General features: G+C 53.5%; 16 protein-coding genes and 1 pseudogene. 7 read left to right on the plus strand and 10 right to left on the minus strand.

The window, feature by feature from the left end; all coding sequences use genetic code 11:
- Positions 1–46: 46 nt before the first annotated feature.
- The 6 genes from AC812_RS09350 to AC812_RS09375 are packed head-to-tail and all read left to right on the plus strand — an operon-like array spanning position 47 to position 8,958.
- A complete protein-coding gene (locus tag AC812_RS09350; protein ID WP_061914182.1) occupies positions 47–1,369 on the plus strand; it encodes a nucleotide sugar dehydrogenase in 1,323 nt (440 codons plus the stop codon).
- The gene (locus AC812_RS09355; RefSeq protein ID WP_236839237.1) at positions 1,369–2,352 is read left to right on the plus strand and encodes an NAD-dependent epimerase/dehydratase family protein; all 984 of its coding nucleotides are present in this window, start codon (positions 1,369–1,371) and stop codon (positions 2,350–2,352) included. Before AC812_RS09350 ends, AC812_RS09355 begins: the two co-directional genes overlap by 1 nt.
- The gene (locus tag AC812_RS09360; protein ID WP_061914184.1) at positions 2,352–3,701 is read left to right on the plus strand and encodes a lipopolysaccharide biosynthesis protein; all 1,350 of its coding nucleotides are present in this window, start codon (positions 2,352–2,354) and stop codon (positions 3,699–3,701) included. Before AC812_RS09355 ends, AC812_RS09360 begins: the two co-directional genes overlap by 1 nt.
- Before the next feature lie 59 nt (positions 3,702–3,760).
- On the plus strand, positions 3,761–4,843 hold the full coding sequence (locus AC812_RS09365; protein ID WP_145962511.1) for a glycosyltransferase family 4 protein: 1,083 nt from the start codon (positions 3,761–3,763) through the stop codon (positions 4,841–4,843).
- Positions 4,840–6,366, plus strand: coding sequence for a hypothetical protein (locus tag AC812_RS09370; protein WP_061914188.1), 1,527 nt, complete (start codon positions 4,840–4,842; stop codon positions 6,364–6,366). Before AC812_RS09365 ends, AC812_RS09370 begins: the two co-directional genes overlap by 4 nt.
- Positions 6,367–6,369: 3 nt before the next feature.
- Positions 6,370–8,958, plus strand: coding sequence for a glycosyltransferase family 39 protein (locus AC812_RS09375; RefSeq protein ID WP_082148960.1), 2,589 nt, complete (start codon positions 6,370–6,372; stop codon positions 8,956–8,958).
- Here AC812_RS09375 and AC812_RS09380 read toward each other — a convergent pair.
- On the minus strand, positions 8,949–10,475 hold the full coding sequence (locus AC812_RS09380) for an O-antigen ligase family protein (RefSeq protein ID WP_145962512.1): 1,527 nt from the start codon (positions 10,473–10,475) through the stop codon (positions 8,949–8,951). The genes AC812_RS09375 and AC812_RS09380 overlap by 10 nt on opposite strands.
- A complete protein-coding gene (locus AC812_RS09385; RefSeq protein ID WP_145962513.1) occupies positions 10,429–11,217 on the minus strand; it encodes a YveK family protein in 789 nt (262 codons plus the stop codon). Before AC812_RS09385 ends, AC812_RS09380 begins: the two co-directional genes overlap by 47 nt.
- Positions 11,218–11,338: 121 nt before the next feature.
- On the opposite strand from AC812_RS09385, the gene AC812_RS09390 reads away from it, so the two are divergent.
- A complete protein-coding gene (locus tag AC812_RS09390; RefSeq protein ID WP_061914196.1) occupies positions 11,339–12,295 on the plus strand; it encodes an aldo/keto reductase in 957 nt (318 codons plus the stop codon).
- A 3-nt stretch (positions 12,296–12,298) separates the two neighbouring features.
- On the opposite strand, the gene metG is transcribed toward AC812_RS09390, so the two are convergent.
- The 8 genes and pseudogenes from metG to AC812_RS09430 all read right to left on the minus strand — a co-directional run.
- Positions 12,299–14,095, minus strand: coding sequence for a methionine--tRNA ligase (gene metG / locus AC812_RS09395; RefSeq protein ID WP_061914198.1), 1,797 nt, complete (start codon positions 14,093–14,095; stop codon positions 12,299–12,301).
- A gap of 99 nt (positions 14,096–14,194) precedes the next feature.
- Positions 14,195–16,723 (minus strand): phosphoenolpyruvate--protein phosphotransferase, encoded by a 2,529-nt coding sequence (ptsP, locus tag AC812_RS09400; protein ID WP_061914200.1) that lies wholly within the window; start codon positions 16,721–16,723, stop codon positions 14,195–14,197.
- Between the two features lie 21 nt (positions 16,724–16,744).
- A complete protein-coding gene (locus AC812_RS09405; protein WP_061914202.1) occupies positions 16,745–17,122 on the minus strand; it encodes a succinate dehydrogenase/fumarate reductase transmembrane subunit in 378 nt (125 codons plus the stop codon).
- A gap of 15 nt (positions 17,123–17,137) precedes the next feature.
- A complete protein-coding gene (locus AC812_RS09410; protein WP_061914204.1) occupies positions 17,138–17,530 on the minus strand; it encodes a succinate dehydrogenase, cytochrome b556 subunit in 393 nt (130 codons plus the stop codon).
- A 22-nt stretch (positions 17,531–17,552) separates the two neighbouring features.
- Entirely contained in the window at positions 17,553–18,299 is a 747-nt protein-coding gene (locus AC812_RS09415) for a succinate dehydrogenase/fumarate reductase iron-sulfur subunit (RefSeq protein WP_061914206.1), read from the minus strand.
- A 44-nt stretch (positions 18,300–18,343) separates the two neighbouring features.
- Positions 18,344–19,507: an FAD-dependent oxidoreductase gene (locus AC812_RS09420; protein ID WP_061914208.1), complete on the minus strand. Its 1,164-nt coding sequence runs from the start codon at positions 19,505–19,507 to the stop codon at positions 18,344–18,346.
- Between the two features lie 99 nt (positions 19,508–19,606).
- On the minus strand, positions 19,607–19,858 hold the full coding sequence (locus AC812_RS09425; protein WP_061914210.1) for a hypothetical protein: 252 nt from the start codon (positions 19,856–19,858) through the stop codon (positions 19,607–19,609).
- A 198-nt stretch (positions 19,859–20,056) separates the two neighbouring features.
- A pseudogene (locus AC812_RS09430) lies at positions 20,057–21,082 on the minus strand (FGGY family carbohydrate kinase); the annotation flags it as partial.
- Positions 21,083–21,211 lie beyond the last annotated feature (129 nt).

Consider the following 21,211-nt stretch of genomic DNA (forward strand, 5'->3'; position numbering starts at 1 on the left):
GGCTAAGGGTGTTCGTTTCCATTTCTCTGGTGAAAGAGCAAAAAAGATGACGGAAAACTACCAACAGCAGTTGATTGAAAAATTCAAGAACCGCTCTGCGAAAGTGGCCATCCTTGGCATGGGGTATGTGGGGCTGCCGCTCGCCGTTGTGTTTGCAGAAGCCGGCTTTGAAGTGACCGGTATTGACCCGGTTGAAAGCAAAGTGGAGGCACTCAACCGCGGCGAAAGTTATATTCTGGATGTGCCACAGGAACAGGTACAACGTCTGGTGGAGCAGGGCAGGTTAAAGGCCACGACCGATTATGCTGCTTTGCAGGAGGCGGATGCCGTTTCGATTTGTGTGCCGACCCCGCTGCGCAAAACCGGAGACCCCGATTTGTCCTATATTGTCAGTGCAGCCGAAGGACTAGCGCCGTTTGCCCACCCCGGTATGGTGATCGTCCTTGAATCCAGCACCTACCCCGGTACCACCCGTGAGCTGGTGCTGCCGGCCTTGTGTGCTCAACCCGGGCTGGAAATTGGGGATAACATTTTCCTTGCCTTTTCGCCCGAACGAGTAGATCCGGGACGCAAGGATTGGACAACTTACAACACTCCCAAAGTGCTGGGCGGAATCACACCCCGCTGCACGGAGGTGGCGGCGGCATGGTACGGTGCGGCTCTCCAAACCGTGGTGCCGGTTTCATCCACCGAGGTTGCTGAAATGGCCAAACTCCTTGAAAACACCTTCCGCATGATTAACATCGGTCTGGTCAATGAACTTGCGATCATGTGCAACCGTCTGAAAGTGGATGTTTGGGAGGTCATCGAAGCAGCTGCTACCAAACCCTTTGGTTTCATGAAATTTACCCCCGGTCCGGGGTTGGGCGGACATTGTATTCCTATTGATCCGCTCTATCTCTCATGGAAACTCAAATCACTGAACTACACTGCGCGCTTCATTGAACTGGCTTCAGAGATCAACACGAACATGCCGCGCTTTGTGGTGGGAAAGGTTCAGGATGCCCTGAACGATCATCGCAAACCCCTGCGGGATAGCAAAATACTGGTCATCGGCGCGGCCTACAAGCCGGATGTGGATGACTTGCGCGAGTCACCTGCCCTGGATGTCATTCACCTGCTGCGCGAAAAAGGCGCGCTGGTCAGTTATCATGATCCTTATATTCCTACGATTGAACATAATGATTATCATCTCGAATCGGTGACGGATTTGATGGCAGCAGTGCGCGAGGCGGATTGTGTGGTGATCATTACCAACCACTCGGTCTATGATTACCCGGCATTGCTTGAACAGGCGCGCTTGATTGTGGACACCCGCAATGCACTCGGTAAACTGGGACGCAATCATCCCAAAGTGGTGAGGTTGTAATGCCGATGCGCTTTCTGGTGACCGGCGCGGCTGGATTTATCGGTGCGCGGGTAGCCAATCTGTTGATTGCCCAGGGACATCAGGTTGTGGGGGTGGACAACCTCAATACCGCCTATGATGTGCGCTTGAAGGAATACCGGCTTGCCCGGCTTAAGGAATTTTCTCAATTTGAATTTCACCGGCAAGACATTGCCGACCGGCAGGCAATGCGGGAATTGTTCGCCCACTACCGCCCCTTTGACGGTGTAATTCATCTGGCTGCCAGGGCGGGCGTGCGTGCCAGTACCCAGGACCCCTGGGAATTTGAACGATCCAATTCGGCCGGCACGCTGACCTTGCTGGAAATGTGCCGTCAATTTGATTGTGCAAAGTTTGTATTCGCCTCGACTTCATCTATTTACGGTGCAAATCCCCCCTATCCAACCCCTGAAGAAGCCGATAGCAGTCATCCTCTCCAGCCTTACGCAGCCACAAAAAAAGCCGGCGAGGTCATGTGTCATGCCTACCATCATTTGTACGGGCTGGATGTTACAATCTTCCGTTTCTTTACTGTCTATGGGCCGGCAGGCAGGCCGGATCTGGCCATGTTTCGTTTTGTCCAGTGGATTGCCGAAGGACGGCCGGTAAAAATCAATGGGGATGGCAGCCAGTCCCGTGGTTTTACCTACATTGATGATGTTGCCCGCGGGGTATTGCTGGGTTTGAAACCACTGGGTTTTGAAATTATCAATCTGGGCGGGCATGAATCGATCAGTGTGCTGGATTTGGTGACATTGATCGAAGAACTACTCGGTCGGAAAGCCCGGCTGGAATTTTTGCCGTTTCATCCGGCTGATATGATGAAAAATCTGGCTGATGTGCGCAAAGCAGAACAGGTGTTGGGCTGGCAGCCGCAGGTCAACCTGCGGGAGGGTGTTCAAAATCTGGTCAACTGGTACCTGCAAGAGCGCGAGTGGGCCAGCCAGATTATAACGGATGGATAGTGACAAAGCGCTGGTTGCAGCAATGGCGGGAAGATCGTTTATTGCGCACGGTTGTGCGTAATTCATCTTACCTGTTTTCTTCCAATACGATCAGTATGGGATTGGCCTCCCTGCAAGGTTTGCTGGCAGCAGCCCTGTTGAATGTGGGGGATTACGGGTTGTTGGGGATGATCATTGCATATGCTTCGAATGTCAATCGTCTGCTCTCATTCCGGATGAACGAACTGGTGGTCAAGTTTGCCGGGCAGTATCTGGCTGAGGAGCAAAAGGAACGGGCAGCAGCCGTGATCAAAGCAGCCGGGATGAGTGAGGCTTTTACCTCTTTGGTGGCCTATGGACTGCTGATCCTCACCGCCCAACTGGCGGCTGTCTACATCATCAAAGATGAAAGAGCGGCTCCCTGGATTATCCTGTATGGATTGGCGCTGCTGGCCAATCTTGTGACAGAAACATCGAGCGCCATTTTACAGCTGGGGGGGCATTTTCGCACGCTGGCAGCCTTGAACCTGAGTCAGAACTTGCTCACTGCCGGCTGGATTGGGACGGTATTCTTGTTGCGGGGCGGCTTATTTGACGTGTTGATGGCGTATTTGGCCGGAAAATTCATCTATGGTCTGGGATTGATGATTGCGGCGTTGTACTGGATGCGGCCGTTAGTCGGTAAGGGCTGGTGGCGGATACCACTTTCCAGCCTGAGCGGTAAGAAAGAACTGGCAAAATTTGCCATCAGTACCAATCTCAGCCAGACGGTCAACATGCTGATACGCGATAACGAGGTGTTGTGGGTGGGTTTCTTCCTCTCGCCGGTAGAAGCGGGTTATTACAAATTCGGCCTGGCAATTATGAATGTGATTGTTTTACCGATTTCGCCGTTTATCCAGACGACCTTCCCGGAAATCAACCGGGCGGTTACATTGCGCATCTGGGATCGGCTGCGGTCCTTGCTGCGACGCACCAGTTTGATTGCGGCGGCCTGGAGTGGACTGGCGGGATTGGGAATGCTGATCGCAGGTCCTTATCTTTTATCCTTTTTCAAGGATGGCGCTTATTTACCCGCCTTTCCGGTGATTCTGGTATTGTTTGCCGGTTTCAGTTTTGCAAATTTGTTTTACTGGAATCGCCCCTTGTTGCTGGCGCTCGGCAATCCCAATTTTCCACTGGTGGTTACTTTTTCGGTGGGAATATTGAAAACCGTTTTAATGTTCTTGCTGGTGCGGCAGTTTGGGGTTATCATGCAGGCGCTGCTGATGAGCGGTTATTTCATCGTTTCCATTGGGATCATTGTAATTAAAGGGTTAAGGCAGGTTTATCATCTGCAAAAAACCTCCGAGCAGGTTCAACCGGCGTGAAAATTTGCTGCATTACTTCGTTTCGAATTCCGTCAAAGGCGGCCAACAGCATTCAGGTGATGAAGGTTGGGCAGGCGTTGTCCCAATTGGGGCACGAGGTGGTTTTATTTACGCCCGGCCATGTGCATACCCCGTGGAAAGACTTGGCGGCTTTATATGGTCTGACTCTGCCTTTTGAGGTAATCTGGCTGCCGGCTTATGCAAGCCTGAAGCGGTATGACTTTGCGGTCAAAGCAGTTCAGCAGGCAGGCCTTCGAAAAGCTGACTTGATCTATACCTGGTTGCCTCAGGCCGGGCTTCTCGGTGTTCTGCTGGGATTTCCGGTGGTGTTGGAAATTCATGACCGCCCGACCGGACGGCTTGGTAGCTGGCTGCTGCGCCGGATGGCGGAAATGCGGGGGGAAAAACGTTTTGCGGTGATTACCCGCGCGCTGGAACAGGCTTTGCGCCATGAGTTCGGAATCCCCTTTAAAAAGGACGAGGTTGTAATTGCGCCCAATGGAGTGGATTTGCAACGGTTTGAGCAATTGCCAGCGCCCCCCGAGGCTCGCCGCCAGTTGAATCTACCTCAGCAACTGACGGCGGTTTACAGCGGTCATTTTTATGCCGGGCGGGGCATGGATTTGTTGCTGGGGCTGGCGCAGCGATTTCCGAATATCCACTTTCTTTGGGTGGGCGGCCAACCGGATGCAGTAGAATCATATCGGGAGGTCGTTCGCATGAAGGGTCTGACCAATGTGACCCTGACCGGTTTTGTGGAGAATCAACGCCTGCCGCTCTTTCAGGCGGCTGGAGAAATATTACTGATGCCCTATGAACGCCAGATTGCTGGTAGTGGTGGAGGAAACTCGGCTGATATTTGCAGTCCGATGAAAATGTTTGAATATCTGGCCTGTGGAAGGGCGATTTTAGCCAGCGATTTACCCGTTCTCCATGAAGTTTTACAGGAAAACAACGCCGTTTTTTGCCCGCCGCAGGATCTGGAAGGATGGAGCAATGCGCTCTCGGCCCTTGTCTCTGACCTGAACCGCATTGAGATGCTTGGTAAAAATGCAAGAGAAACCGCACGCCGATTCACCTGGGTGGTGCGGGAGGAAAAAATTCTTGCCGGATTTCCGCACCGGGAGGGTGTAAAAGCATGAGCCGGGCCGGTTGGAAACGTTTGATCGGCATCCTTATGGCTGCCTTGCTGGGCGGTTTATTGCTGAATGGCTTGGCCGAACAGCGTTTTTCTTTGCAGGGCTGGCTGTCCAGTTCGGTGCTGCTCTCGGTTAGCGGTGGTCTGCTGTGGTTTTTCTGGCAGATGACGGCTTCACCCCGCCGGGTTGGATGGGCTGTTGCGGTGGCTTTCTTACTGAGATTGTTCGTCGGCATTGGTCTGTCCCTGGCTTTACCGGTTTGGGGGCATGATAGTGAAGTTTCAAAGGCGGGGTACCTGTTCTTTGATGCATTTACCCGTGACCGCCAGGCTTGGGAACTGGCCACATCGGGTCAATCCCTGCTGGCGGCGTTTGGCAACGAATTTTCCGGTGATCAGTACGGAGGTATGCTGGCTGCCAGCGCACTTATTTATCGTCTGCTCAGCCCAGATCTTCATCGTCCCTATTTGATCTTGATTTTGACCGCATTTGCGGCTGCTGCGGCAGTGCCTTTCTTTTATGCGGCAGTCAAGCGTTATTTTGGGGCGGTAGTAGCGGCCTTGGCGGTCTGGATCTATGTTTTGTACCCCGAAAGTGTTTTGCTGGGGGCATCTCAAATGCGTGATCCAGTCCTGATTGGGTTGGCTGGCGTGGCTTTGTGGCTGGTCAGCCGCTGGCAGGATGCCCCTCGACGGGTGACCTTCGGGCTGGTGGGGATTGTCCTGCTCACAGCCGTATTTTCCTATCTTGTGGCGCTGCCCCTGACCGGGTTGCTCTTCCTGTGGTGGTGGCTGGAATACTCGAGCCGCATCCGGCAGGTGAAAATCCGCCGATTGGTGTGGTTATTTGTGGCGGTGAGCGGTGTGCTGATGCTGGCCGGTATGGCCGCCTGGCTGCGTGAATCGGCGCTGTGGGATGCGCGTCTGACCGAATCGGGTTCTGGCAAAATTCAAGCGTTATTTGAGGCTCTACCCGATCCGCTGGAATTACCGTTTCTGGTCGTGTACGGCTTACTCCAACCAGTGTTGCCAGCGGCGTTGTTTGATCCTTCCAAACCCCTCTGGACAGTCATTTCTACGCTTCGTTCTCTGGGCTGGTATGGGGTATTGCCACTATTGGCGTATGCGCCGCTGGGAATGCGTTTTGAAGCCAAAGGTTTACCGCGCCGCTTGATTTTCTGGACTTTTCTGATAGTGGTCGGTTGGAGCCTGCTTTCCAGCTTCCGGGCGGGGGGTGATTTGTGGGACAATCCCCGATATCGCACCTTATTGCTGCCGTGGCTGGCGATGCTGGCTGCCTGGTCCTTTGTGATCGCCCGTCAGCAGCGGGATATCTGGTTGCCTCGTCTGTTGGCTTGCGAGGGCATCTTCGTCTGTATCTTTGGGATATGGTATGCCAATCGCAGTTTTCAATTGGGGTTGAATTTTTCTTTCTTTGTCGCTGCGGCGGTTACGGCTGTCCTGTGTGGTCTGGTGGTGATCATTGGCTATGGGTATGATCGCCGTCGGCGGTTGAAACCAGGATAGGGTATGGACGATACGAGGACACGTATGCAGGTCTGGATAACCTCCTGGTTCTGGCTTCTGGCAGCCTTTGGGACCGGCGTAATGATTTGGACGGCTGCCATACCCGCCGATGAAAAAGGAAGCATACTATTGGGGTTTTCTGCTGCGAGGCTGATCTTACTGTCAGGTCTTCTGGGGCTGGTAATCTTGTGTCTTTTGGGGGGATGGCTCTCATTTCGTAACCGTCATGTTGTCGAGAAAATTAACGATTGGCTGACCGGCTCAAAGTCCCGTCAGTTCATCCAAGCCGTTGCGGGTGTCTTTACCCTGATTGGCTGGTTGGCTGCGTTTATGCCTGCTTACTGGTTTAGAATTTACCAGTTTTACTTTGTACGCCTTCAACCCTTGCTGGTCTGGCTGGGGTTGGCCGGTTTGACTACGCTGATGATGATCGGTTCACACGGGTTGAAAAACCGCTGGAGGGATTGGAAAGACGATCTTAAAAATCAAAAGGAACTTCTTCGAGCCGCCGGAATCACTTTTTTGATTTTTGCGCTGATCTGGTTGATTGCAGCAACCACGGGTTTGGGCATCAATGCCGAACCCTATTTTTGGGATGAAGCCAGTGTGCCGCTGCTGGCAATTCAAATCGTCTTGTGCACAGCCGCAACGCTGTTTTTAGAACGCCGGGTGTTTTCCTCAGAGAGGCTGAAAGATCGGCGGCTTGTCAAAGGAAGTATTTTCCTTGTATTGTGGTTATTTACCTTTCTCCTCTGGTACGTCACACCCCTGAAGCACAGCTACTTTGCGCCCGGTCCGCGCCCCCCCAATTATCTATTTTATCCTTACTCCGATTCCGAGTTTTACGACCTTGCTGCCCAATACATCTTGATTGGCCAGGGGGTCTTGAACGGCATTCCCATGGATAAGCCGCTGTATGCCTTATTTTTGAGTATTCTTCACGCGATTGCGGGGCAGGGCTACGAAGAAACCATCAACCTGCAAATTGCGGTGCTGGCGTTAATGCCCCCAATGCTTTACCTGCTTGGCTCACAAATGGTCAACCGCCCGACGGGATTGCTGATGGGACTGCTGGCTGCGTTTCATCAGCGCAATGCGATTGCCGCAACCCCTTTCATCAAGGTATCTCATTCAAAATTATATTTGACCGAATACCCAACCGCCTTGCTTTTGGTAATTTTTGCTCTGTTTGCCTTTCGCTGTTTAAAAAAAGGGGAAAAGAAAATTTCCTGGGCGGATGCTGTTGTGGCGGGCGGTTTTCTGGGACTGGCCATGCTGATACGTCCCAATGCGTTGATGGTCTTGCCATTTGTCTTGTTGCTGGTGTGGGTTGCCAACCGGCGGCAGATTAAGCCCTGGCTGCTCAGTTCGGCCATTGTTGTTTTGATGGTCACATTGACGGTTTTACCATTCATGCTGGAAATACCCAAGGGCTTCAATGAACCGTACCTGATGATTAAAATCCGCGCCATTCTGGAAACCCGCATTCTGACCGATGAGCCACGCGGTTTTATTCCACTGGAAAAGCAGGTGGCAGGGGATCTTCCTTTTCAGATGGGAGAGAATGAGCAATCTTCATTTGCCTTGCTGGATGGCCTGGAACGCTTTGCTTACGTTCCACGTCACTTTTTTCATAATATGATTATGACCATAATGTTGCTGCCGAATACCTTTGCCCTGCATGACTTGCGTCATACGCTCGAAGCGCCCTACTGGAAGGATGTACAACAATGGACGGGGGAGCTGCCGCCCGGCGGTCTGTTGTTCTTGCCGTTCAACTTGTTGGTTCTGGCAGTGGGTGTGGGAGCAGCCTGGCAGCGTAACAAGGCGGCCGGTTTGGTGCCTTTAATGATGCTGCCGGGATATTTCCTTGCCAATTCTCTGGCTCGCAATTCCGGCTGGCGTTATCTTGTGCCAATGGATTGGGTGGTGCTGGTTTACTTTGCGATTGGCTTGCTGGTTTTGCTGGGCTGGGTACTGGAATGGCTGGGAATAGATCTGTTGCGGAAGTGGCAACCGGCATTCAGCGAGGAGTCAATCTCCAATTTTCACTCTACAAAGCGGTGGAACAGATTTATGACTCCGCTGGTGGGTGTTATTTTTGTGCTGGTAGGGCTTTCTCTACCCTTGAACAAGGTATTCATTCCTGACCGATATCCTCCAATCAGCCCGTTGACCTTGTTCGACAATCTCAACGCGGCCGGATTGCGTATAGATAGAGAGGCTTTTCGAGAGTTTATCAACAGCCCTAATGCTTACCTGAATTATGGTCTGGGGTTGTACCCTCGTTTCTATCCGGCTAACAGCGGTGAGCCGCAGCCCAATTTACCGCTCAAAGGGCGACCGTATCCCCGGTTTACCCTCACAATCGTGGCATGGGATACATTTTACACCGTCCTGTTGCCAATGGAGGATGCGATGCCCAACTTCCCGCATGGTGAGGATGTGATTGTGATGGGATGCAAGGATACCCGTGAGCCGTTTATTGATGCTTACGCAATTGTTGTGTTGAGCGACCCTCCTCAGGTCTATCAACGCGATGCAAAAACGCGATTAGTCTGTCCCTTCCCGCCGCTTGCCCATCAGCCGTGAGCTGACAATTCATCGCTGTTGGACTTTGTTCTGAGCACAAAAGCCGTCAGCAGCCAGCCGAAAATCAACCAGAAATAGGGAAAGGCGAAGGTGTCCACGCTCATTCCCTCCACCAACAGGGCAACAAGGGTTAGCTGGGCTGTCAGGGCGAGTGTGGCGGTCAGCGGATGTGCATCCCGGCTCAAAAACCGTGCAGTGTTCCAGAGAAGGTATAAAAAACTCACAAACAACGAAAAGCCGATAATACCGGTTTCGCTCAAGAGGCGAATCCACAGGCTCAGTGTGTTGGGAAGGGCACTGCTATAATACATTTTGTGAGATTCAACCACCGTCCAGCCAAATAGAGGGAGCTTCTCCGGAAAGAAATAGCCGGCATTTTCCAAGCCTACTCCCAAAAGCGGATACTGACCGAAAATTTGCAAGCCGGTTATCCAAAAGGCTACTCGTTCACCGAAAAATAGATAATTGGCGGCTTCCAGGGGGGTATAGGGGTTGCGGATCACGCGGAATAAATCGGCCATGCGCGGGTCAAGACGGGTTAAGACGAATACACCTCCCAATAAAATGGCAGCGTACCCCCCAAAAATGACCAGCCAGATGCAGGTTTTGAGAAGGGAGGCAGGCAGTCCGGAGAAAAAGCGGCTACCCCGTCCAGTGAGTTTCTGGTGAATCCAGCCGGCCAGACGGGCGGTGGTCAGTAAAATCAACCAACCAACTGAAAGGCTGAAAGAGAGCAAAGCATTGCGTGCCAGCGAGAGAACCAGAATCACAACTCCGCCGGCAAGTAAAATGTTTTCGGCGGAAATCCCCCAAAGACGCCAGCGGAATACGCTAAACCGCCTGAATGAAGCCGCCAGCCAGCAAGGCAGGTAGAATAACACCAGTTGATGCCCCAGCCAGGAAGGTTCAAAAGCCAGGCCGGTCGTCCGGCGGATATACAAATTGCCGCTGGATGAGATCAAACTTTGAATCCTTCCCATCCAATCCGGATAATCCCCCGTCATGTACCAGAAGACGGACTGCATTCCTGCCCACAGCAGGGCGATGCTCCCGCCGATATTGACCCATTTGAAGAAAAACGCCAGTCGGTCTTCAGAGTCGGTTAAGAGCAGGGCTGCAAAGAAAAAGGAAAGGCCGACCCCCAGTGTCAGGAAGCCAGAAAGCATATTTCGTAGACGGTTGGCTTCCCGGAACAGGGGAAATTCAATAAAAAATGAAAGCGCGCTACTCAACACCGCCAGCAACACAAAGGCAAGCAGTGGAGTGACTACCCGGGGCAAGCGGCGTAGACGAGCTAGATTAAGCGGAAGGAAAACGATTAAAAGGATAGCGAGTGGCAAGACAGAGGCGGGGGCAACCATACTCCCACCGGCTGCTTTTGAAAGCAGCGGTAGACTGGTAATCGGCAAGAGCAGGATCAATCCAGCCCAAAGGACTTGATAGAGAAAATGGTTTAGCCGCTGAAGCAAATCATCCCCTTTTTGATAGACGCTCTGGCAGACGAAAATGAATGACAAACAATGCGGCTACCAGCCCAATCAGCGCGCCAGCCAGGAGGCCGGTACTGCGCTGAAATTGAACCGGTTCGGGCAGCAATTCTGCCGGTTGAGTGAGGGCAAAACGGATCCCTGGAATTAGACCGCGGGCGTTGGCCCGGGATTTGAGGATTTCTTTGCCGGTTTTGTTAATTTCGGTCTGGAGTTGTTGCAGGTCTTGAAAGGGGCAGGCATGTATTTCCACCCCGCCGCTGGTTTGTTGCTGCAAGCAGGTCGTCAATCCGTCCAGATAACGTTCCAGATGATCGGCTTGCAGGGCGTTTTGAGAGGCGCTTTCGAGCGCCCGCAAGGCCAGCTCGCTCCATCGGTCGGTCAATTCAAGGGCGGCCTGGGGGTTGGGATGCTGAACGCGCAGGATAAAACTTTCGGCTTTGCGTTCGATAAAAAACATGCGTTGGGGATTGCTGTTGGGGGCGAGCCAGCCTGCTTTCGTGGCTTGCTGTTTTAAGTCGTCCATAATTGCGGCGGTCGCCATAACCCGCCCGGTGGTGTTGATGAGAATGTCCTGATTGGTATCGCTCAATGTACCAGTACGGCTGAGGTCTACATTCAGGGCAATTTCAGCGCGGGCTTCGTAAAGAGGCGGTTGAATTTGAAAGAGGATCCAGCCGAGAATTACCCCTGCCGTCATCAGTACCACGATCAGCCACCAGTAGCGCAAGGCGGCGTTCAAGTCATCCAGCAGATTGTAAGGTGATGTCATTGGATTGAACAACAGTTTCACAAAGGATGGCTCAATTCTACCCGATTTTTGGCGATGTGTTTCACCTTCTGATTTATAATCTCAACGGTTCAATTTAATCACAAAGGAGGAAAAGAGGGAGATGGAATATCGAAAATTGGGTCGGACGGGTTTGAAAGTATCGGCATTGTGTATGGGCAGCATGCAATTCGGCTGGACAGCCACAGAGGAAGAATCCTATCAAATTCTCACTCGTTCGTTCGAAGCCGGGATCAATTTCATTGATACGGCTGATGTTTATTCGCGCTGGGTTACGGGCAATCCCGGCGGGGTAGCTGAGACCATCATCGGCAACTGGATGAAGCGCAATGGCATTCCCCGCCATGAAGTGATTATTGCCACCAAGGTGCGGGCAAAGGTGGGAGAGGCTCCCAATGATGAGGGGTTGTCGCGTGCGCATATTTTCCACGCGGTTGAACAATCTCTGCGCCGGCTGCAGACCGATTACATTGATTTGTACCAGACGCACTGGTACGATGACCAGACGCCGATTGAAGAAACTTTGACGGCCTTAGATGATCTGGTACGGCAGGGCAAGGTGCGTTATATCGGCTGTTCTAATTACCCGGCCTGGCGTTTGATGCAGGCTTTGTGGACATCGGATAAATTGGGGTTGGCCCGTTTCGATTCGCTCCAGCCGCATTACAATCTGGTACATCGGGCTGAATATGAACGTGAACTGGCGGATGTTTGCCGTACCTACGGTCTGGGGGTGATTCCCTACAGTCCGCTGGCAGGCGGCTTTCTGAGTGGTAAGTACCGGCGTGGACAAACCGAAACCGGCAGCCAGCGGAATGTCAGCCGATACTTCACCGAATACGGCTGGAAAGTGCTGGATGCTGTGGATGAGATCGCTCGCCAGCGCGGTGTTTCAATCTCGCAAATTGCGCTGGCATGGATGTTGACTCTGCCGGACATAACCAGTCCAATCATTGGGCCACGGTCGCTCGAACAATTCGAGGATAATCTTGGTGCAGCGGATTTACGTCTGAGCCAAGATGAAATGGAGAAATTGAACGAAGCCAGCCGCTGGCAGTAGTGCCTAAAAAACAACCGGTTTTCCTAAACGGGCGCGTTCCTCTTCGATGATGGACGCGTCCAGCTTTTTAAACAGGGGTTCCGGTTTTTGAATGGGCGCTCCGGCTTTGATCTGACTGGGTTGCCATTGACCGCTGGCTGAATCCGGATCATAGCGAACCACGGTATGGCTACCGAGCGCATCCTCGACTTCCTGAAGGTAACCCTGCCCAAAGAGGGGCTGTTGATACCCCAGAAAACGGTGCAACCGTTCGGCGGTATGTGGCAGCACGGGGGCCAGCAAGATTTTCAGGTTATCTATGGCGCGAATGGCGGTATAAATTGCGCGGGCGGCGGCTTGTCGGTCGGTTTTGATACTCGTCCATGGCGCTGTTTGATCCAGATAGCGGTTGACTTCACTGGCAAGGCGCATGGCTTCTCCCAGTGCGGCGCGCAAGTGAACAGCCTCATATTCCTTGCCAACCGTTTCAAAGCCTTTTTCAATGATAGCCAGCAATTCCTGGTCGGCTGCGGTCAATTCACCCGGGTCGGGGATGACCCCTTCCCAGTGTTTATAGGCAAAAGAAAGCACTCGATTGGCTAAATTGCCCCAGGTGGCAACCAGTTCGTCATTGTTGCGTTTGTAAAAATCTTCCCAATCCCAATCGGTATCTCGCGTTTCGGGCATATTTACGGTCAGGTAATAGCGCAAAGGGTCGGGGTCGTAGCGGGTCAAAAAATCACGCGCATAAACCGCCCAGTTGCGGCTGCCAGAGATTTTCTGCCCTTCCAGATTCATAAATTGATTGGCAGGCACATCGTAGGGCAGAGTAAGCCGTTGACCGGTTTCACCGGCGAAGATTTCCAAAAATTGTTCGCCGGTGCCCATTAACTGAGCCGGCCACCAGGCAGCATGGAAGAAGATATTATCTTTTCCGATGAAGTAAAACGATTTAGCCTCAGGATTCGTCCACCAGTTTTTCCAGGCCTGCGGGTCACCGCTGAGTTTTGCCCATTCAATGGCTGCTGAAAGGTAACCGATGACGGCTTCGAACCAGACGTACAGGCATTTGCCTTCCCAGCCGGGGATGGGAACAGGAATGCCCCAATCCAGATCGCGGGTAATGGCGCGCGGTTTGAGACCTTCACTTTCGATTTGCCCAAGGGATTGTCCGATGACCGTTTCCCGCCAATAGTGTTTACGTTCGCGCAAGAAACGGGCAACTTCCGGTTCAAGTTTGGAGAGATCGAGGAAAAAGTGTTCGGTTTCGCGCAATTCGGGGGTTGAACCATCCACTTTGGAGCGCGGATTGATTAACTTTTCGGGTTCAAGGACACTGCCGCAGCGGTCGCATTGATCCGAGCGGGCGCCTTCGTAACCGCAAACGTAGCAAGTACCTTCGACATAACGATCGGGCAGAAAACGTTTGCTGACAGGCGAATACCACTGCGGGCGCGATTCGGTGTACAGGTAACCGTTCTTTTGCAGGGCCAGGAAGATGCTCTGAGCCACCTTGAAGTGATTTTCGGTGTGGGTGGTGGTGAACAAATCGTAATGAATGCCCAATTGGAGAAACAGATCGAGGAAGCCGTTGTGAAAACGCTTATAAACTTCCTCAATGGGTTTGCCCTCCGCGTCGGCGCGCAGGGTAACCGGAGTGCCATGCGAATCGGTGCCGGAGACCATCAAAACCCGATTGCCTTTCAAGCGATGGTAGCGGGCGACAATATCCCCCGGCAAGTGGGAGCCGGTTACGTTACCCACGTGAATTTCGGCATTGGCATATGGCCAGGCAATGGCAATCAGGATGTGTTCGGTCATGCTACACCTCATCAGGATGAAAATCAGATTAAGATTTTATCACGAAACGGGGCTATCCGCAGATAGCCCCGTTTGAGTTTTTGACAAATAAATAGAGAACTAGCCAACCCCGGGCAGGCTTTTCAAAAACTCAGCAGCCAGTTGGCGGGTTTGTTGAGCGTTGGCACAGGCGACGGCCTGCCGGGCGATCTGTTGGGCTTTTTCGGTGGTTAATGCCCGCACAATGGCTTTAACGCGGGGGATGCCGGCTGCATTCACGCTTAATTCGCGCACCCCCAAACCGATCAGAATGGCAACTGCCTCCGGATCACCAGCCAGTTCGCCGCAAACCCCCACCCATTTCCCGTGTTTTTCGGCAGCCTGAGTGACTTCACCAATCAAGCGTAAGACGGCCGGATGGAGTGCGTCGTTCAGATAGTTCAACTGCGGGTTACCGCGTTCGGCTGCCATGGTGTATTGTGTCAGGTCGTTGGTGCCGATGCTGAAGAAGGCAACATGCTCCGCAAGTGCGTCAGCCACAATCGCCGCGGACGGAATTTCTACCATGATGCCCGTTTCAATCGGCCACCGGTGAGACAATCCTTCCTCTTCCAATTCTGCGTGAATTTTTTCAAGGAATTGATTGGCTTGCAGTACTTCTTCGATGGTTGCCACCATCGGGAACATGATACGCAGGTGGGTATCCGCGCCAGCGCGCAGAATGGCGCGCAATTGGGTGCGGAATAGATCGGGTTGCTGCAGGGAAAGGCGTAGAGCGCGCACACCGAGGAAGGGATTGGCTTCCGGCTGCTGGTTTATATAAGGGAGGGGTTTATCGCCGCCGACATCCAGCGTGCGCACAATGACCGGCTTGCCCTGCAAGGTCATGCCAATCTGGTGAATCGCTTGATACTGCTCCTCTTCGGTTGGGGCCGTTTGGCGGGTGAGGAAGAGGAATTCGGTGCGCAACAGGCCCACACCGTCCGCACCGTTTTGTACGGCGGTTTGCGCATCGGCCAGATTGCCCACATTAGCGGCCACTTCAATAGCCAGACCATCCAGTGTGACGGCGGCCTGATGGGTGGAAGCCAGCAGGCGCTGTTTTTCTTCCAGCCAGCGGGTTCGTCGGCTTTCAAATTCCTGGCGGGTGGATTCATCCGGTTGGATCAGTACTTCCCCCTTGAATCCATCCAGCGCAGCCAGCGTTTGCTGGGGAATTTGTTTGATGCGGATGGGTAAACCGGTAACCGCGGGAATGCCCAGCGAACGGGCCAGAATGGCACTGTGGGAAGTAGCCCCGCCGCTGAGCAGAGCAATGCCCTGCACGCGCTCCAGATCCAACGAAGCAGTTTCGGTCGGAGTCAGATCGTCTGCCACTAAAATGACCGGCTCGCTGAAGACAATTTTTTGGTGAGCCTCGCCGCTCAATTCACGCAGGACTTGATTACCGACATCCTGTACATCCACAGCCCGCTGTTTGAGGTAGTCATCGGATAGTGCCTTAAAACGGGCAACAATCGTATCCACGCTTTCCTTCCAGGCGCGGGCAGCGTTGTATTGCTTTTCCGTGATTAACGAGCGGGCATTTTCCAGCAATTCCTCATCACTCAGCAGGAGTGCATGGGCTTCGAAGATGGCGGCTTCTTCTTCACCAACCCGATTGACCATTTCACGCTGGCGATCAAGGATGGCACGCCGTACTTTTTCCAGCGCAGTCTGTAATTTTTGCCACTCTGCCTCGGTGTCTTGTGCCTCGTAATCCGGAATCAGGGGGGGCAAGCTTTCGTAATGAAAAATGGGAGCAACGGCCACTCCTTCGGAAACCGGTAACCCACGCAGGATGCGTTCATCAGAAGGTTGTGGTTCGGGCATCTGCGGGGTGGGTTTTAGCGGTGGTGGTGCAGCGGCTTCTCCAAACCGCTCCTCCACCAGATTGGAAAGAGCCTGAAGGGCCTCGGCGGCTTGTTCACCCTGTGCCTGAATCTGGATTTGGTGCCCGTGCAGCGCGCCGAGGGTTGCCAGGGCGTTCAGACTTTTGGCGGAAACCGCTGCACTGCCGGTGGTCAGATTGGTTACCCGAATGTCCGCTTTGAAGCGGGAGGCGGTTTGCACAAAACGGGCAGCCGGCCGGGCGTGCAAACCATGGGCATTGGTCAGTTCCAGCACGACGGTGTGAAGTTCGCCGGCTGGGGGGAGCGGGGCGGGTGCTTCAACGGCAACAGGCAGCGGGGCGGGTTCGCTGAAATGCAACTGCTCGGCTTTGGGTTGGAGAGCCTGACAGGCTTCGCGGCAAATGGTTTGCGGATCATTACCCAAACTTGCCTGTACACCGGCGGCAATGGCGCCTTCTACCAGCGGAGCGGGGCAAAAGTGAACCCGGCTGCGCACCTCTTCAGGCAGCAGTTCCATTGCCATTTCTGCGCTGAGGATGGCACTGCCCAAATCCATCAGGACGAGGATGCCATCGGGGCTGTCGACTTCCTGGATGACCTGGGCAATTTGGGTGGCGTCGGTGCCAAAATCATCATGATTTTCACCTGCACCAGCTGCCACACCAATTTTGACCTCCTCGCCGGCCATCTGGCGCACCAGATGTACCAGTGATTCAGCCAGCAGTTTGCTGTGCGAAACCAGAACCAGACTCACCATGGGTAGTTACCGGTTAATTTCCTACACTCCGAAATTAATGACCGCAAACAGCAACCAGATGCCGTATGCGGTTGCAAACAGACCGACGGCGATAAAGAGATAATCGAGGACTTTCAATACAGCCGGACTGGGACGAAGGTCAAGGATGATGCTGCGCGAACCGATCAAGGAATGTGCCACCACAAAAACGAGGAAAAAACCTTCCATGATTGGGACAATCGGGTAATTGCGGTAGTAAGCAACCACTTCGGCGTGACTGAGCAGGCCGTTAGGGGCAAACAGGTGATTAACCAGAAAATGGATGATCAGCACCGCAAGGATCAAAACCCCGCTGACAATTTTGATCAGCCACAACAGGTAACTTTCACCGGGTTTGGGTTGAGAGAGGGTGTTTTGCATGAGATCACCTCCGTCCTAGTGGGCTGTGAGCATTCGCACGCCAAAAACGACCGTGCCAATCAGGGTGATTCCAACCACGCCATACAGTAGCTGGCGTTGGGCGGGTACGGCAATTCCAAAGCTGTTGAGGGCGATGCGAAGGCCGTTGAGACCGTGGTACAAACCGGCGATGATCACCAACATTTCGCCGAACATGATGGCAGGCTGTTTGGCAGTTTCGATGAAAGCGTCAAATGCTTCGGGCCCTTGTGCCAGTTTGCCCAGCATGTAGAGATGCAGGTACAAGTAAACGGTCAACCCGATGGCAGACAGGCGGTTAATGATAAAACCCCATCCGCCAACATTTCTGCCGCGGGGGTCGAACCAGTCTAAAATTCCGCGGGTATTGGGTTTTTTGGGAGTATCCATTCGCTCATTCTCCTGTAAACTTCTAGGCTTTTACAAACCAGCGTTTGATGCGTTCACCCACCACCTGACGGCGCAAGTCCATAATCCGCCAGCCGGGGTCAACGTTAGAAGGACAAACCGCAGTGCATTCATATGCGCTGTGGCAGCGCCACAGCCCGTCTGCACAGTCCACTAAATCCAGCAGGTCGGGGTTATGTTTTAGCCCTTGTAGTTGAGCGGCTGCCAGCACTGCCGGCCCAAGGTAGTTTTCGGCTGTACCGGCTACCGGGCAGGCACTGATGCACAAACCGCATTCAATGCAATCTGCCAGACGCAGATATTCATCCCCGTTGTTGCGTGGGACATCTTTGGGCGGGCGGATACCCTCACCTTCCAGTGGAGCTGCCGAAAGCGGATGAACCGCTTTGGCGTGGACGCGGTCCATGGCGGCGTACATGCGGGTCATATCCACTACCAGATCGCCAATGATGGGGAAGTTGCGTAGTGGTTCAATTTTAAGGCTTCCGCCATTGGTGGTCACATCGCGGATTTTGGTGATGCAAGTCAACTTCTCCACATCATTCACTCGCATACCGCAGGCGCCACAAGTGGAATGGTGGCAGGCATGGGCAAAAATGAGTGAACGATCATGGAATGCCCAGATCCGTTCCACGCCGTCAATCACATATTCGTCCGGATCCACTTCCAGCACATAACTATCGTAGCGGGGAGGCTGGTCTCCCTTTTTACGAAAGATGACAAATTTTACCGTCCATTTTTCTTCAGTCATTGCTCACTCCGTACAGATAGAGTTCGTTCAACGAGTCACCCAACTCAGTTGACGTAGAACTTGCGGTAAGAGAGAAGGGGAGTTTCGGCGGTGGTGCAGGGGATGTTCAGGTTAAATTTCTTACAAATTAAATCCACGGTCTTTTCCGCCATCAAGCGCAGGGTGGTGGCTTTTCCGCCGGTAATGGTCACCAAACCCTCGACATTATCGGTTTCTTTGTGGTCATAGGCTTTGAAGGTCCGGGAAATGCTGCGGCCGGGAGCGGAAGCGCCGATTAAGGGGCGAGTAGCCATATAAGCCCCGCGTTCTTTGGTCTGGCGCAGAGCCGGGATCAGATTCGAGCCGCGTTCGATCATCAGTTGAACGTGATCTTCGTAGACCGGCACATAATCAGGATCTTCGATGGTGAAGGAAGTTGTGCCGACGACCATCATGCGCCGTTGAGGGAGGACAATGTCGCCATCACCGGGTTTGTTCAATAGATTGATGGCACGCTGGGTTAAGCGTTGGTCATAGGCAACCATTACGCCGGGGGTGGGGGTAATTGGAACTGAAATACCCGCCATGGAAGTGATATGACCCACCCAGGCTCCCGTGGCATTGACGACAATATCGCCGCGAATCTCAAATCGCTTGTCGGTGGCGCGGTCCCAGGCTTTAACTCCGACGATGTTACCCTGTCCATCGGTGAGCAGGTCAACCACATCGGTATAGAGATGGAACACAGCCCCGTTCGATTTGGCGGAAGCGGCAAATGCCAGTGCCAAACGCAGTGGATCGAATGTTCCGTCCGGCACGGTGAAAGCCGTCTGCAGTTTAGGGTTGAGGTTGGGCTCCAGGCGCAAGGCTTCCTGGGGGGTTAATTCCTTGATCGGAATTCTGCAGGCAGCGCAGCCCTCGATGAATTTTTCCCGATAGGCCATATCTTCGTCGGTGATGCCGATGAACAACCCTCCGTTTGGTTCAATGGCATCCGGCACAATCAGGCGCAGGATTTGATTTTCCTGAATGCACTCGATGGCTGATTCCTGATCGTTGACGGCATAACGTGCGCCGGAGTGAAGCAGCCCATGCGTGCGGCCTGATGTGCCATTGACGATTGGACCCCGTTCCACAACCGTAACTGCAAAACCGCGCAGCGCCAGGTCATGGGCGATTGCGACTCCGGTGAAACCGGCACCAATCACAATGGCATGGAGTTTACTCATAATTCTTTCTCCTGTTTCAATATCTGCCACAATCGTGGTGTTTTTCACAAAGTTAAGCGTGCAATTTATCGCGGTTGAGCGCGTAAATTTTCGGGGGAATTATTTCCTTCTGCGAAGCAGGCGGTTGATGAGCAGGAAGAATAAGAAGACCAGCCAGATGCTTCCACCAAATACGACGCCCCACAGGATGCGTTCGAGAAGCGGCAGTTCCGGGTTGCTGGTGATGACCGTCCAGATTGCCAGTAAGATGCTGACGATACCCACTACGATTAAACCGGTTTTAAAGGGAATCCAGGGTTGGGCAGTCAATTCCTGGGGCTGATTTTTGGAGGAGGGTTTATTTTTGGACATGTTTTTTCCGTGATGGGCCTTCAAGGTATGGATTTTATCATAGGTAAACAAGAACCGGACAAAAATCACCCTGGCGCGTGGAAAATTACAAAGGGCGGTACAGGTCTTGTGGACTGTACCAGACCGCTGACCCACCGCCCCTGCGCAAAGGAAGAGAGGAGGGGGCAGGTTTGCGACCTGCCCCCGGTTATGGAATTATTAAACTTCGACCCAGCCGAAAGTGCGCTCGACGGCTTTCTTCCAGCCTGCGTACAGTTTTTCCCGTTCTTCGGGAGCCATCTTGGGATGCCATTCGGCGTCTTTGCCCCAGTTGGCGCGCAGTTCGTCAAAGTTGCTCCAGAAGCCAACCGCCAGACCAGCTGCGTAAGCAGCACCCAGGGAGGTGGTTTCGGCAACTTTCGGGCGGATAACCGGCACGCCGAGGATATCGGCCTGGAATTGCATGAGCAATTCGTTGTACACCATACCACCATCCACCTTGAGGGCGGTCAGCGGTACGCCGGAGTCTTTGTTCATCGCGTCCAGCACCTCGCGGGTCTGGTAAGCGGTGGCTTCCAGTGCGGCGCGGGCGATGTGACCGCGGTTGATGTAGCGGGTCAGGCCGACAATGACACCGCGGGCGTCGCTGCGCCAGTACGGTGCAAACAGACCGGAGAAGGCCGGCACAAAGTAAATGCCGCCATTGTCTTCCACCGTGCGAGCCAGCGGTTCAATGTCCTTGGAGTTTTCAATCATCTTCAAGTTGTCGCGCAGCCACTGCACCAATGCACCGGTGATGGCGATGGAGCCTTCCAGGCAGTAGACAGCTGGTTGATTGCCGATCTTGTAGCCCAGGGTGGTCAGCAAACCACTCTTGCTGGGGACCGGTTTGGTGCCGGTGTTGAGCAGCATGAAGCAGCCCGTACCGTAGGTGTTCTTGGCTTCGCCGGGGTCGTAGCAGGCCTGACCGAAGAGGGCGGCTTGTTGATCGCCAAGGTCACCGGCGACCGGAATGCCCTCAAGGGCGCCGCGGGCATGACCATACACTTCGGAGGACGGGCGAACGGCGGGCAGCATGGCACGCGGAATGCCCATCAGTTTGAGGATTTCATCGTCCCAGTCCAGCGTTTCGAGGTTCATCAGCATGGTGCGGGAGGCATTGGACACGTCGGTGACATGCACGCCGCCCTGCGGGCCGCCGGTCAGGTTCCAGATGACCCAGGTGTCAATGTTACCAAAGAGGACTTGAGAGAGTTGAAAAATCAAGCGTAATACGCCGAGCAGGCTGTTTGAGGGGTGGAAAAGCCGCACCCGATGGGGTATCCACCCTAAAATAAAGGGGCTGTGTATCTTGATTTGACCTCTTCACCTCCA

The organism is Bellilinea caldifistulae, from assembly GCF_001306055.1.
Taxonomy (GTDB): Bacteria; Chloroflexota; Anaerolineae; order Anaerolineales; family Anaerolineaceae; genus Bellilinea; species Bellilinea caldifistulae.

Bases quoted from the DNA above. Each gene is read 5' to 3' on its own strand.
- AC812_RS09350 (WP_061914182.1), top strand. From the start codon at position 47: ATGACGGAAAACTACCAACAGCAGTTGATTGAAAAATTCAAGAACCGC.
- AC812_RS09355 (WP_236839237.1), top strand. From the start codon at position 1,369: ATGCCGATGCGCTTTCTGGTGACCGGCGCGGCTGGATTTATCGGTGCG.
- AC812_RS09365 (WP_145962511.1), top strand. From the start codon at position 3,761: ATGAAGGTTGGGCAGGCGTTGTCCCAATTGGGGCACGAGGTGGTTTTA.
- AC812_RS09370 (WP_061914188.1), top strand. From the start codon at position 4,840: ATGAGCCGGGCCGGTTGGAAACGTTTGATCGGCATCCTTATGGCTGCC.
- AC812_RS09375 (WP_082148960.1), top strand. From the start codon at position 6,370: ATGGACGATACGAGGACACGTATGCAGGTCTGGATAACCTCCTGGTTC.
- AC812_RS09385 (WP_145962513.1), bottom strand. From the start codon at position 11,217: ATGACATCACCTTACAATCTGCTGGATGACTTGAACGCCGCCTTGCGC.
- AC812_RS09390 (WP_061914196.1), top strand. From the start codon at position 11,339: ATGGAATATCGAAAATTGGGTCGGACGGGTTTGAAAGTATCGGCATTG.
- metG (WP_061914198.1), bottom strand. From the start codon at position 14,095: ATGACCGAACACATCCTGATTGCCATTGCCTGGCCATATGCCAATGCC.
- ptsP (WP_061914200.1), bottom strand. From the start codon at position 16,723: ATGGTGAGTCTGGTTCTGGTTTCGCACAGCAAACTGCTGGCTGAATCA.
- AC812_RS09405 (WP_061914202.1), bottom strand. From the start codon at position 17,122: ATGCAAAACACCCTCTCTCAACCCAAACCCGGTGAAAGTTACCTGTTG.
- AC812_RS09410 (WP_061914204.1), bottom strand. From the start codon at position 17,530: ATGGATACTCCCAAAAAACCCAATACCCGCGGAATTTTAGACTGGTTC.
- AC812_RS09415 (WP_061914206.1), bottom strand. From the start codon at position 18,299: ATGACTGAAGAAAAATGGACGGTAAAATTTGTCATCTTTCGTAAAAAG.
- AC812_RS09420 (WP_061914208.1), bottom strand. From the start codon at position 19,507: ATGAGTAAACTCCATGCCATTGTGATTGGTGCCGGTTTCACCGGAGTC.
- AC812_RS09425 (WP_061914210.1), bottom strand. From the start codon at position 19,858: ATGTCCAAAAATAAACCCTCCTCCAAAAATCAGCCCCAGGAATTGACT.